The 12,490-nt window shown below is 54.2% G+C and carries 13 protein-coding genes; all 13 read left to right on the forward strand.

Annotated features, from left to right (window positions below; all coding sequences use genetic code 11):
• Positions 1 to 37 precede the first annotated feature (37 nt).
• Positions 38 to 547, forward strand: coding sequence for a MaoC family dehydratase (locus tag W822_RS34660; RefSeq protein ID WP_024005240.1), 510 nt, complete (start codon positions 38 to 40; stop codon positions 545 to 547).
• Positions 548 to 623: 76 nt separating this feature from the next.
• Complete coding sequence (locus tag W822_RS34665; RefSeq protein ID WP_024005241.1) at positions 624 to 1,592, forward strand: Bug family tripartite tricarboxylate transporter substrate binding protein; 969 nt, start codon at positions 624 to 626, stop codon at positions 1,590 to 1,592.
• 10 nt (positions 1,593 to 1,602) lie between these two features.
• The gene (locus W822_RS34670) at positions 1,603 to 2,991 is read left to right on the forward strand and encodes an MmgE/PrpD family protein (RefSeq protein WP_024005242.1); all 1,389 of its coding nucleotides are present in this window, start codon (positions 1,603 to 1,605) and stop codon (positions 2,989 to 2,991) included.
• A complete protein-coding gene (locus W822_RS34675; RefSeq protein WP_024005243.1) occupies positions 2,991 to 4,154 on the forward strand; it encodes an acyl-CoA dehydrogenase family protein in 1,164 nt (387 codons plus the stop codon). Before W822_RS34670 ends, W822_RS34675 begins: the two co-directional genes overlap by 1 nt.
• Positions 4,151 to 5,362 carry a CaiB/BaiF CoA transferase family protein gene (locus tag W822_RS34680; protein WP_051401669.1) on the forward strand — a complete coding sequence of 404 codons (1,212 nt, stop codon included), beginning with the start codon at positions 4,151 to 4,153 and terminating at the stop codon, positions 5,360 to 5,362. The genes W822_RS34675 and W822_RS34680 overlap by 4 nt, the downstream gene beginning before the upstream one ends.
• A gap of 51 nt (positions 5,363 to 5,413) precedes the next feature.
• On the forward strand, positions 5,414 to 6,190 hold the full coding sequence (locus W822_RS34685) for a GntR family transcriptional regulator (RefSeq protein ID WP_024005245.1): 777 nt from the start codon (positions 5,414 to 5,416) through the stop codon (positions 6,188 to 6,190).
• Positions 6,191 to 6,214: 24 nt separating this feature from the next.
• The gene (locus W822_RS34690; protein WP_051401670.1) at positions 6,215 to 7,456 is read left to right on the forward strand and encodes an MFS transporter; all 1,242 of its coding nucleotides are present in this window, start codon (positions 6,215 to 6,217) and stop codon (positions 7,454 to 7,456) included.
• Entirely contained in the window at positions 7,453 to 8,268 is an 816-nt protein-coding gene (locus tag W822_RS34695; protein ID WP_024005247.1) for an HpcH/HpaI aldolase/citrate lyase family protein, read from the forward strand. Before W822_RS34690 ends, W822_RS34695 begins: the two co-directional genes overlap by 4 nt.
• A gap of 142 nt (positions 8,269 to 8,410) precedes the next feature.
• A complete protein-coding gene (locus tag W822_RS34700; RefSeq protein WP_024005248.1) occupies positions 8,411 to 9,235 on the forward strand; it encodes an NAD-dependent epimerase/dehydratase family protein in 825 nt (274 codons plus the stop codon).
• Positions 9,236 to 9,280: 45 nt separating this feature from the next.
• Positions 9,281 to 10,045 carry an amino acid ABC transporter permease gene (locus tag W822_RS34705; RefSeq protein ID WP_024005249.1) on the forward strand — a complete coding sequence of 255 codons (765 nt, stop codon included), beginning with the start codon at positions 9,281 to 9,283 and terminating at the stop codon, positions 10,043 to 10,045.
• Between the two features lie 4 nt (positions 10,046 to 10,049).
• On the forward strand, positions 10,050 to 10,700 hold the full coding sequence (locus tag W822_RS34710) for an amino acid ABC transporter permease (RefSeq protein ID WP_024005250.1): 651 nt from the start codon (positions 10,050 to 10,052) through the stop codon (positions 10,698 to 10,700).
• Positions 10,684 to 11,412, forward strand: coding sequence for an amino acid ABC transporter ATP-binding protein (locus tag W822_RS34715; protein WP_024005251.1), 729 nt, complete (start codon positions 10,684 to 10,686; stop codon positions 11,410 to 11,412). The genes W822_RS34710 and W822_RS34715 overlap by 17 nt, the downstream gene beginning before the upstream one ends.
• Before the next feature lie 41 nt (positions 11,413 to 11,453).
• Positions 11,454 to 12,251 carry a transporter substrate-binding domain-containing protein gene (locus tag W822_RS34720; protein WP_024005252.1) on the forward strand — a complete coding sequence of 266 codons (798 nt, stop codon included), beginning with the start codon at positions 11,454 to 11,456 and terminating at the stop codon, positions 12,249 to 12,251.
• Positions 12,252 to 12,490 lie beyond the last annotated feature (239 nt).

Below are 12,490 nucleotides of genomic sequence, written 5' to 3' on the forward strand. Positions count from 1 at the left end.
TACGGACAAATAAACAAACACACAGACAGGAGATAAAATGCTTACACCCGAACAGGTTGCCCCCAATCGCTATCGAGCCAGATACGGTCGTTATCTAGAGGAGTTTTCTGTCGGGGATGTCTACGAACATCGTCCGGGACGGACCTTGACCGATGCGGACAATATCCAGTTTTCCCTGCTGACGATGAACTATCACCCCATGCATTGCGACCAGGCTTTTGCCGAGAAAAGCGAGTTCGGAAAGCTGTTGGTCAGTAGCGGCCTGACGCTTGCCATTGTGCTGGGTATGTCGGTCAACGACGTCAGCGGGCAGGCGATTGCCAATCTGGGCTGGAAAGATATCAAGCTCACCAATCCGGTTTTTGCCGGCGATACGCTGTATGCCGAGTCGGAAGTGCTGGACGTTCGCGAGTCCAAATCCCGGCCGTCGCAGGGGATCGTGACGGTTAAAACGACAGCGTTCAATCAGCGCGACGAACAAATCATGGTATTCGAGCGGACTTTCCTGGTTGGAAAAAAACCGCAACAGGATCTGGTGCAGGGCTAAGGCCTGGCGCGATCTACGTATTTGCGGCTGTGAAAAGAAAAACGATGCAGCCGTTCACACCCTTCAAAGGACAGAGATGAGACAAAAATTAGTCAGTGCAGTCATGGCACTGTTGTTCGTGTTGCCGATGGCGCCGGCGCTTGCGGCATACCCGGAAAAGCCAATCCGGATTATCGTGGGATTTCCTGCGGGGCAGGCGACCGATATTGTGGCCCGGCTTGCCGCAAAAACACTGGAATCCGCACTGAAGCAGTCAGTTTTTGTAGAAAACAAACCTGGTGCATCGGGCATTATCGGTGCGATGGATGTGGTACGGGCGGCACCCGATGGCTATACCCTGCTGGTGACATCCAGCGGACCGCTGGCGATCAACCCCAGTCTGTATACAAACCTGGCCTACGATCCGCTACGCGATATTGCGCCCGTTACCGAATTGTCCGAAGTGCCTCTGTTTCTGGCTGTGAATGCAAAGCTCCCCATGAAGACCGCAAGCGAGTTTGTCGACTATGTGAAAGCGAACCCTGGCAAGTTGAACTATGGGTCGGCCGGTAGCGGTGTGACCAGCCATTTGGCAATGGAATTACTCAAGCACGGCCAGGGTTTGGACATCCGCCACGTTCCGTATAAGGGCAGTCCGCCGGCTGTGGCCGATCTGATCGGTGGGCATGTACAGGCGATGGTCGATACCGGTCCTGCGTTGTTACCCGTGGCGCGGCGGGGCGATATTCGTATCCTGGCGACGCTCAATGACAAACGTAATGCGGCTGTGCCGGAAGTGCCTACAGCGAAAGAGGCAGGCATAGGCGAGCTGGCGACACCGGCCTGGGTCGGGCTGGGGGCCCCCAAGGGAACGCCGCCGGAGATTATCGATACGCTCTACAAAGCCCTGGAAGCTAGCTGGAAAACACCGGAAAACATAAAGGTGCTTCAGGGGCTGGGGTCTGAAGCAGTGTTGAAAGATCCGCAGGTATTTCGTCAGTATATTGCAGACGAAATTAAAAAATGGAAAGTCGCCGTGGATGTTTCCGGTGCGCAAGTAAACTGAAGAGGATGCAATGAAGACAATTTCACAGACGATCAGCAATAAGGCTCGGGCCTTTACGTACGACAACATTCCCCACGAAGTGCGTGAGCGGGCGCGACATTTGATGCTTGATGCGTTCGGGATCGCATTTGCCTCGACCCGCTTTGATTTTTCCCGCCGCACCCTCGATGGGTTGCTCGCCCTGACTGAAGGTTCGGCAGGCAACGTGCCCGTCGTGGGCATGGACACAAACTTGCCCACTCGCGATGCGGCAGTCATGAACGGCCTGCTGATTCACGGTCTTGATTACGACGATACGCATCCGAATGGGATTATTCACGCCACGGCATCGGTGGTTACAGCCGTGACGGCACTGGGCTACGCACACAATAAATCTGGAAAGGATCTGTTGACGGCGTATGTGTTGGGTATTGAAGTGGCCACCCGGCTCGGCGCCGCCGCGCGTGGCGAGTTCCATCAGGTCGGGTTTCATCCGACTGGCCTGATTGGCGCCTTTGGATGCACGATCGCCGCCGGCTTGCTGCTGGGTCTGACCGAAGAGCAAATGACGCACGCGCAGGGAATCACACTGTCATTTGCTGCGGGCAGCATGGAGTTTTTGCAAGATGGCGCATGGACAAAGCGCATTCATCCGGGCTGGGCAGCGCAATGCGCCATTACCGCGGCAACCTTGGCAAAGAATGGATTCATCGGGCCAAGAGAAACCTATGAAGGGCGCTTTGGTCTGTTTGCCAGTCATTTGGGCAAGGACTTTCAATTGAATGGTCTGCAAGAGGAGATCGACACGATCGGCCAGACATGGGAATTGAATAATGTTGCGATCAAACCGATCCCGGCGTGCCATTTTACGCATGCCAGCGCCGATGCTGCTGCGATCCTGCATAAAGACCTGGCCCTGGAGCAGATCGCCAGGATCGTCGCGAAAGTGCCTGCCGGAGTCATGAAAACCGTGTGCGAACCGGTCGAGAACAAGAAAAGGCCGGCCAACGCCTACGAGGCTCAGTTCAGTATTCCATACTCCGTGGCAACCGGCTTGCGCTATGGCCGTTTCGGACTGGATGCCCTTGACGAAGCCGCCTATACGGATGCGACCACACTTGCCATTGCTGAAAAAGTCGAAAGCATGGCGGATCCGGAAGCGGATTTTCCAAAATACTATTCAGGCGAAGTGATTGTGGAGCTGAAAGACGGAAGCATGCTGTCTCATCGTGAACATATCAACCGTGGTGCCGATACCCGGCCCATTACCAACGAAGAAATCGTGCTGAAGTTTCGCGAAAATGCGGGAACCGTACTGAAGGCTGAGTCCATCGACCGGATTCAGTCCTTGATCCAGAACATCGAAAAACATGACGCTCGTGATTTGCTGGACGGCATGAGCAAGGGGGAACAGAAGTAATGCACGCAACCAACACATACGATTTGGAACAGGAACAGTTAATCCTGGATATGCTGGATCGCTTTCTGGCGGTCGAAGTTCAGCCGCATGTTCACAAACTGGAACACGATGATATTTATCCCGAAGAGATTGTGGAAAAAATGAAGGAGATGGGGCTCTTTGGCTGCCTGATTGCGCCCGAATATGGCGGCCTGGGGTTGTCCACAGTCACATACGCAAAGATCATCGAGCGCATGTCCGCAGTCTGGATGTCGATTTCAGGCATTATCAATTCGCATGTCATTATGGCCATGACCGTCCAGCGTAACGGCACCGACGAGCAGAAGCGCGCCTTTTTACCGCGTTTCGCGACAGGTGAGCTACGCGGCGGGGTCGGACTGACTGAGCCTGATTGCGGCACAGATTTGCAGGCCATCAGAACGGTAGCGCGTCGCGATGGCGACAAATATATCGTGAATGGCTCGAAAATGTGGATAACCAATAGTATGTACGGCAATTGTCTTGCGCTGCTGGTCAAGACCGATCCGCAAGCCATGCCACGGCATCGCGGCATGAGTCTGCTGATTGCGGAAAAAGGCAAGGGGTTTGTGGTCAGCAAGAAGCTGGAGAAGCTTGGTTATAAGGGGATTGACACCTGCGCACTGAATTTTGACGACTACGAAGTGGATGCGTCGCGCCTGATCGGCGGGGTAGAAGGCAAGGGGCTGCAGCAAATTCTCAACGGCCTGGAACTGGGACGCATCAACGTGGCGGCGCGTGGCCTGGGCGTGGCGCAGGCGGCGCTGACAGAGGCGCTGGTCTATTCCCAGACGCGTAAAACGTTCGGCAAGCCCATTTGTGAACATCAGGCCATACAACTGAAATTGGGAGAAATGGCGACGCGTACCGAAGCGTCCCGACTGCTGGTCTATTCAGCTGCCGCAGCCTACGACAAAGGTGAACGTTGTGATGCCGAAGCCGGCATGGCAAAGTATTTCGCAACCGAGGCCGGTATGGAGAATTCGCTGGAGGCAATGCGCATATTTGGCGGTTACGGTTATTCCAAGGAATACAACGTTGAACGGCTTTATCGCGACGCGCCCCTGCTGCTGATCGGTGAAGGTACCAATGAGATGCAGCGAATCATTATTGCGAAACAGATGATTGAGAGGAACCGGATATGAGCAGCACGACGCAGGACACGGCAGGCAGTATGCTGCCGCTGGCGGGGATACGAATTATCGCAGTTGAACAATATGGTGCAGGTCCTTTCGGCACACAACATCTGGCCGACCTTGGCGCAGAAGTGATCAAAATCGAAAACCGCGCCGATGGCGGTGACGTCGGCCGGCACGTCGGGCCCTATTATTTCGATGAAAATGACAGTCATTTTTACCAGTCATTCAATCGCAATAAAAAAAGTATGACGCTCAACCTGAAATCAGAGCAGGGGATCGAAATACTGCACCGACTGGTACAAAATGCAGCCGCCGTCTTCAATAACTTGCGGGGCGATCTTCCGGAAAAACTGGGCCTGACATATGATGCTTTGAAGCATCTGAATCCGCAACTTGTCTGTGGACACTTGTCGGCTTACGGCCGGCAGGGCAGTCGCAAAGCCTGGCCGGGATATGATTACCTGATGCAGGCCGAAGCCGGATATTTGTCTCTGACCGGCGAACCGGATGGCCCGCCCAGTCGCATGGGATTGTCCATTATAGATTTGATGACCGGCACAACCGCTGCGATGGGCTTATTGGCAGGTATCCTGGGGGCCCGCGCCACCGGCGTCGGGCGTGATATTGATGTGAGCCTGTATGATGTGGCAGTCCATAATCTGGCTTATGTAGGAACGTGGTATCTGAATGAAGGATTTTCGCTCAAGCGTGAGCCGTTCTCCAGCCATCCGTCTCTGACTCCCAGCCAGCTGTACCGAACGGCTGACGGCTGGGTATTTCTGATGTGCAACAAGGAAAAATTCTGGGGCACGTTATGCAAGGCGATTGAGCGTCACGACTGGATTGCCAGCGAACAGTATTGCGATTTCAAAAGCCGCCTGAAAAACCGGGATCAGCTCAAGCAGGATCTGGAGGTCGTGCTGGCAGCGCACACCACCGAGGAGTGGATGACACGCTTTGCCGGCAAGGTGCCTGCAGCCCCTGTTTATGACGTCGCGCAGGCGCTGGACAATGATTTCATTCGTGAGCAGGAGCGTATTCTGGAACTGGCGCATCCTACGACCAAGGTACGGGTGATCGCGTCGCCGGTTCGGGCGGGCGAGCATCCCGTGCGAGCGGCGCCGGCGATGGGACAGGACAATGCAGCGCTGCTTAGTGAAATCGGCTACAGTGAATCGCAGATTCAATCTTTCCTGGAAAGCGCGGTCATTTAGCAAAGATGTCAATGTCAGCTCACTATAATAGAAGTTTTTTGAGGCACAAAGATGGCAAGGTCAGCTGACGCTTTTCATGATTCGTTGCTCAATACCAGCCAGCCGCGATATATGCAACTGGCCAAAACACTGGTGGCCGAAATCGCCGACGGAAAGTATGCGGTAGGCGATCTGCTGCCCACCGAACAGGAGTTGTGCACGCAGTTCGGCATCAGTCGTTTTACGGCAAGGGAAGCATTGAAAAAGCTGGTGCAATCAGGCTTGGTAACGCGCCAGCCCGGCGTTGGCACCAAGGTTGTGTCCAGTAAGGCCACGAGTGCCTACAGCCAGAACATGGCAGGTATTTCCGATCTGTATCAGTACGCGACCGATACGACACTTGTCATCGAAAAACAGGAAATCATCGCCCTGACCGAAGCGCAAAGCGCGCTGGTCGAAGGCACGGCCGGAGAAACCTGGCTGCATTTGCAGGGCAAGCGATTTGTAGCAGACAATCCTTTGCCCATTTGTGTAACGGAAATCTGGATCCATCCTGCATTTCGATCCATCCGCGGTGTGCTGGGTGAGCAGCATGAAGCCATTCACTCCAATATTGAACAGCAGTTTGGCGAAACTATCGCCACGGTCGATCAGCAAATCGATGCGATCTCGCTGACCCGCGCTCACGCGACGCAATTGCAGGCCAGGGCAGGCAGCCCCTGTCTGAAGATCGTTAGAAAATACCGCAATCGAAAAGGCGAGCTGATTGAAGTGGCGGTCAGCACGCACGCTGCCGATCGTTATTCTTATCATTCTGTCTTCAATCGGGAATGGCGTGTCGAAGCATAATCAGGTACCCGTAGCGAGTCAGCCATGAGCGAATTTTCCCGCACACCGGTGCCGGGTGCGGCATCCGGGCGACAGGCCTGGCTGGTTCTGATTCTGACACTCACCATTCAGGCGCTGGCGTCAATGATTCTGCTGGTGCCGCCGGTAATGGCCCCGGTGCTGTCCACGACATTGAGCGTGCCTGCCACTTATATTGGTTTTTACATTGCCGTTGCGTATCTGTCTGCCATGGTCAGCAGCCTGAGTGCAGGTGCGATGCTGACCATCATTGGCCCCATCAGGCTTAGTGCCCTGTGTATTGTGTCATCAGCCGTCGGCGTGACGCTTTTTGTGCTGATTCCTTCCATTGCGACCCTGGCGCTTGCGGGGGTCTTTATTGGTCTTGGATATGGTCCCGTGACCCCTTGCAGCTCCCAGATTCTGATCAAAAACACGCCGATGCACAGGCTAAGCCTGACGTTTTCAATCAAGCAGACCGGTGTGCCATTGGGTGGCGTGCTGGCGGCGATGGTGATGCCCACCTTGCAGGAACTGGTGGGCTGGCGCAGTGCGCTGGGCATAATATGCGTCGTGCTCTTTATTTGTGCCCTGGTGTCGTTCCTTGCTCCCCGCTCATGGGAGCCCAAGGCAACGGCTGCCGCCAAATCCTTTCGGGACGAATTCATCGATGCGCTGAGAATGATTTTCCAGATTCCTGTCCTGCGAACCCTGGCAATTTGTTCCTTCTGCTTTTCGGTATGCCAACTGACATTAATGACGTATGCCATTACGTTTCTGCACAGTGAAGTAGGAACATCGCTGGTACTGGCGGGCGTCTTTCTGTCTGTCTCTCAGGCAGCGGGCGTGATCGGCCGGATTTTATGGGGTTATCTGGCGGATAATTTTTTCTCCACATGGAGTGTCTTGCTTGCCCTGGCTGCCGGTATGCTGATGTCGGCCATCGGCGTATTTTATATTGACGCCAACGCAAGCCAATGGTGGATCATTTTCGTGTTTGCGGTTTTTGGAGCGACGGCGATTGGCTGGAATGGGGTCTATCTGGCAGAAGTCGCCAAGCGTGCGCCCGAAGGAAAATCGGGTTCGGTCACCGGCGGAACCCTCGCAGTAACCTACCTGGGCGTGGTGCTTGGACCGCCTGCGATCGGGCTGATCTCCCAGGCGACGGGCGGATTCGGTTACGGCTTTCTCGCTTTACTGATACCCACTATCGCATCCATGATTTTACTGATCAGAACCCGACCGCATTTCACAGGAGGACTCAAATGAAAGAGAAAAGCTATTTATTTGTGCCGGGCGACCGTGCGGAGCGCTTTGACAAAGCGATGGCCACGCATGCTCATGTTGTCATTATCGACCTGGAAGATGCGGTTGAACCCGACGCAAAGGATACTGCGCGTCAGGCGATCGCAACCTGGCTGCAGGGCGTAACGCTGCACGCGAGCGGGCCGCGCCTGTTTCTTAGAGTCAATGACGTCAATACCGCCTGGTATGAAAAAGATTGCGCGCTGCTGCAATCTGCGCATATTGCAGGTGTCATGTTGCCGAAGGCCGAGAAAGTAGATGCACTGTCTGCGCTTGCAAATACGCTCAATGCCAACCAGGAACTGATCCCCCTGATCGAAACAGTGCGCGGGTGGGATGCCGCCCGTGAGATTGCCTCTGTAAAAGGCGTCTCGCGACTGGCTTTCGGGTCAGTGGACTTTTGCATTGATGCAGGTATAGCCGGAGAAGAAGAGCATCTGCATTTTGTTCGCACGTCACTGGTACTGGCGTCGCGTCTTGCTGGCGTGGCTGCTCCCATTGACGGCGTGACGGTTGATTTCCGAAACGAAGAGCAGTTAAAGCGAGATGTGTTGCAATCAAGAAAATTTGGTTTCGGGGCCAAACTGTGCATTCATCCTGCGCAGATCGAATCAGTCAACACGGGATTTGCGCCGGGTGCTGCTGAAATCAGCTGGGCTGAAAAAGTGATTGCCGCAGTGCAAAGCAAGGGCGCTGGTGCCATTGCCGTGGACGGAAAGCTGATAGACAAACCGTTGCTGTTGCGCGCGCAGAAAATCCTCGAAGCGGTTGACTGAATTCTTTGCAAAGCCCTGCAGGGGAGCGCTTTTCCCCTGAAACACATTTGTGTTTATTTTCAGGGTAAACGATAATTCCAAGATGTCAGATAACATACAACAATGATAAGCATACATCATCCGTATTTCAGCTGGAATTTTCGTGCAAGAGACAAAACCCTTCAAACGCCTTCTGCTGACCGGTGCCGCCGGCGGGCTGGGCACCGTGCTGCGCCAGACCCTCAAACCATTTTCGGACATAATCCGGCTGTCGGATATCGTTGCCCCTGCTGACAGACCAAAGGCAGAGGAGGGCGAAGAGCTGATATTGTGCAATCTGGCGGACAAGGCGGCGGTTGACCAGTTGGTGGCCGGTTGCGATGCCATTGTGCATATGGGCGGCGTTTCGGTGGAGCGGCCTTTCGAGGAAATACTCGAAGCGAATATCAAGGGCGTATTCCATATCTACGAAGGCGCACGCAGGCATGGTGTCAATAGAGTGATCTTTGCCAGTTCCAATCACGCTATTGGCTTTTATCGTCAGAATGAAACCATCGACGCGAGCGTGCCGCGCAGACCGGATGGCTATTATGGCTTGTCCAAGGCCTATGGCGAGGAGATGGCCAATTTCTATTTTGATCGCTATGGCATTGAGACTGTGAGTATTCGCATCGGCTCGTCGTTTCCCGTTGTCAAGGATCGTCGCATGATGCACACCTGGATCAGTGCCCGCGATCTCACAGAATTGATCCGTTGTGGACTGGTCACCCCGCAAGTAGGACACACCATCGTGTACGGGATATCAGACAACAAACGCGTCTGGTGGGACAACCGTTTGGCGGCCCATCTTAATTTTGTAGCCAGGGATACCTCCGAGCTATTCCGGGAACAGGTCGAGCAGCAGCCCATGCCCGCTGCCGATGATCCCGTTGCCGTCTATCAGGGAGGCGCATTTACCGCGCAGGGCCCGTTCGAGACACTCAATTGATGACAGGGTTGGTATTCCGGAGGTTGATCGGAATGGGAGAAATGCGTGCAGTATGATTTCAATTTCGCGGGACTGCTTCCCTATTGGAATACGTTTCTGAGCGGCGCAGTCCTGACGCTGGAACTGACTCTGGCCTCCACCGTCTTTGGTCTTGTGATTGGCGTTTTATGTTCGATCGGCAGCCGCAGCCGTTACCGCTGGATCAATCGCATCTGTGCCGTCTACGTCGAGACGATTCGCAATACACCATTTCTGGTGCAGATATTCATTTTTTATTTCGGTCTGTCCAGTATTGGCCTGCAGATGCCGGCGGCGGTGGCCGCCGTCATTGCGATGGTAATTAATGTAGGCGCTTATTCCTCGGAAATTATTCGCGCGGGCATGGACGCGATACCCCGCGGACAGCTCGAGGCGGCTGAATGTCTTGGCTTGTCCACACCTCGCATCTACTGGCATGTCATCATGCTCCCCGCTTTCGAGAAAGTGTATCCCGCGATCACAAGCCAGTTTATTCTGATGATGCTCATGTCTTCCATCACATCGCAGATATCGACCGAAGAACTGACGGCCGTCGCGAACAACGTGCAATCGGAAACGTTCCTGTCGCTGGAATCCTATATCGTCGTAGCTGCGCTTTATCTGTTGCTGGCGGTTGTCTTGCGCATGCTGTTCTGGATGGGCGAGTTGATTCTGTTTCGTCGCAAGCGTGTAATTGCACAGGCGCAACGTCGTTCTGCGCAGGGTAACGCGGCAGGGCGCAAGCAAAAACCGGTGGCGCGCAAAACATCGGCCGTTACGGTCAAGGGGTAAGCAGATGGATACCTTTTCTTCGGTACAACTATTGTATTTGCTCAAGGGTGTGGGCTGGACCCTGGTACTTTCCGCGTTGTCTTTCGTGCTGGGGTCGGTGGCAGGGTTCGGCGTGATGCTGGCGCGCGTGTCGGTGCACCGGCCCTTGCGCATCCTGACCTCTGCGTACATACAGATTATCCAGGGTATTCCGTTGCTGGTCTTGCTGTTCATCGTGTATTTCGGAGTAGGTATTTTCGGCATCAACGTGGCGCCGCTGATCGCTTCGGCCGTCGCCTTGATGATTCATGTGAGTTCGTTTCTGGGTGAGATCTGGCGGGGCAGCGTACAGGCGATCGAAAAGACGCAGTGGGAAGCATCGGAATGCCTTGGGTTGTCGCGCTGGCAATCGCTGATCCTGGTCATTATCCCCCAGGCATTGCGCATGTCATTGCCACCGTCCGTCGGCTACCTGGTCCAGGTCATCAAGCTGACTTCGCTGGCTTCAGTTGTGGGGTTTGTCGAGCTGACCCGTGCCGGCCAGATTATCAACAATTCGCTGTTCCAGCCCTTTCTGGTGTTTGTGCTGGTGGGTATTTTTTATTTTCTGCTCTGCTATCCATTGTCGTTATGGAGCCGGGCCATGGAGAGGAAACTGAATGTCGGCAATCGTTAATGTGCGCGATGTGCACAAGAAATTCGGGGATAACGAAGTCCTGAAGGGCGTGTCGTTTGAAATAGAGCGTGGTGAGGTGGTGGCGATAATCGGGCAGAGCGGGTCGGGCAAAAGTACGGCATTGCGTTGCATGGACCATCTGGAAACGATCAATAGTGGCTCTATCTCAGTCTGCGGGCACGAACTGGGGACAGGAACTGTCAATCTGCGTGAGTTGCGCAAGGACGTAGGCATTGTGTTCCAAAGTTATAACCTGTTTCCACATCTGACGGTGCGGCAGAACATCATGCTTGCCCTCAAACACGTGCGCAGGCTTTCCCGCGACGAATGCAACAGCAAGGCAGAGTATGTTCTGGACAAAGTGGGATTAGCGGCCAAGGCAGACAGCTATCCAGAACAGCTGTCCGGCGGGCAGCAACAGCGGGTTGCCATCGCCCGGTCGCTGGCAATGGAACCCAAAGTCATGTTGTTTGATGAAGTGACGTCGGCGCTCGATCCCCAACTGACAGGTGAGGTGCTTAAAGTCATTGAAGATCTTGCCAAAGGCGGCATGACCATGGTGCTGGTCACGCACGAAATGTCTTTTGCGCGCCGGATTGCAGACAAGGTGATTTTTATGTATCAGGGAATGGTATGGGAAACCGGCGGCCCGGAAATACTGACCCGTCCCGAAACCCGGGAGCTGCAGGAATTTGTAGGTACCGGACTGTAGCAGTTGAACGCAGCACACTATATCAATAAGGTAGAAGACAAATGAAATTAATACAGGCATTGAGAGTCGCCGGTTTCGGTTTGGGCTTGATGGGATTCTGCGCAGTGAGCCATGCTGACGCACTCGCGAAGATCAAGGAAAATGGCACTATCCGGGTGGCGGTGGCAATGGGGGTCCCCATGTTCAGTTATGCCAACGCCAATATGGAGCCGGAAGGGTCTGATGTGGATACCGCCAAACTGCTGGCTCAGGATCTTGGCGTCAAGCTGGATCTGGTGCAGATCACAAATGCGGCGCGCGTGCCTGCAATTCAGACCGGCAAGGCAGACCTGACCGTATCCAGCTTATCGATCACGCCGGAACGTGCAAAGGTGGTGGACTTTACCGTTCCGTATGCGTCGCTGCAGACGATTGTGGCCGCGCCCAAGGATGTACAAATCAAGGATTATGCTGATCTCAAGGGGCTACGCCTGGGAGTGACGCGCGCCACGGTAAATGACGCCGATGTGACAAAGAACGCCAAGGATGCCAATATCCGCCGCTTCGAGGATGATGCCACGCTGGTGACGGCAGGGGTCTCCGGTCAGGTGCAGGCGGTCTCGTCGCAATGGCCTATCGTGGCGGAGATCAATAAGAAGCAGACTAAAAATCCGTTCGAAACGAAATTCGTGCAGCACGAGTTTATGCTGGGTATCGCTATGCCCAAGAATAATCCAGAGCTAAAGGCCTGGCTGGATAAGTGGATTCTTGAAAATCTGAAGAACGGAAAATTGAATGATATATATAAAAAATATCATGGCAACGAACTTTCTGAAAAAGTCGTGAACCAGAAAGGCTGATAGCAGCGCAAATGTCTTCCCCGCAAGTACTGGCGGTCGTGCGCGCCCATCGACGCCTGTCATGACACTTGCGGTTACTTTCCTTTCCCCGATACTATCACACCTACCCGGACAGAATATGGCATACTGGTTTTGTCATATTCCGGGGTGAGGGTTTGCCCGCCTGGCAACGATCAGCCGCATTTTCACCAGTGAACAATGCCGCATGGTTACCGTGACCCCGCTTTTCGTTTCAACTG

Source organism: Advenella kashmirensis W13003, assembly GCF_000506985.1.
In the GTDB taxonomy this organism is placed as follows: domain Bacteria; phylum Pseudomonadota; class Gammaproteobacteria; order Burkholderiales; family Burkholderiaceae_B; genus Advenella; species Advenella kashmirensis_A.

Bases quoted from the DNA above. Each gene is read 5' to 3' on its own strand.
- W822_RS34660 (WP_024005240.1), top strand. From the start codon at position 38: ATGCTTACACCCGAACAGGTTGCCCCCAATCGCTATCGAGCCAGATAC.
- W822_RS34715 (WP_024005251.1), top strand. From the start codon at position 10,684: ATGTCGGCAATCGTTAATGTGCGCGATGTGCACAAGAAATTCGGGGAT.
- W822_RS34675 (WP_024005243.1), top strand. From the start codon at position 2,991: ATGCACGCAACCAACACATACGATTTGGAACAGGAACAGTTAATCCTG.
- W822_RS34665 (WP_024005241.1), top strand. From the start codon at position 624: ATGAGACAAAAATTAGTCAGTGCAGTCATGGCACTGTTGTTCGTGTTG.
- W822_RS34710 (WP_024005250.1), top strand. From the start codon at position 10,050: ATGGATACCTTTTCTTCGGTACAACTATTGTATTTGCTCAAGGGTGTG.
- W822_RS34720 (WP_024005252.1), top strand. From the start codon at position 11,454: ATGAAATTAATACAGGCATTGAGAGTCGCCGGTTTCGGTTTGGGCTTG.
- W822_RS34690 (WP_051401670.1), top strand. From the start codon at position 6,215: ATGAGCGAATTTTCCCGCACACCGGTGCCGGGTGCGGCATCCGGGCGA.
- W822_RS34670 (WP_024005242.1), top strand. From the start codon at position 1,603: ATGAAGACAATTTCACAGACGATCAGCAATAAGGCTCGGGCCTTTACG.
- W822_RS34680 (WP_051401669.1), top strand. From the start codon at position 4,151: ATGAGCAGCACGACGCAGGACACGGCAGGCAGTATGCTGCCGCTGGCG.
- W822_RS34685 (WP_024005245.1), top strand. From the start codon at position 5,414: ATGGCAAGGTCAGCTGACGCTTTTCATGATTCGTTGCTCAATACCAGC.
- W822_RS34695 (WP_024005247.1), top strand. From the start codon at position 7,453: ATGAAAGAGAAAAGCTATTTATTTGTGCCGGGCGACCGTGCGGAGCGC.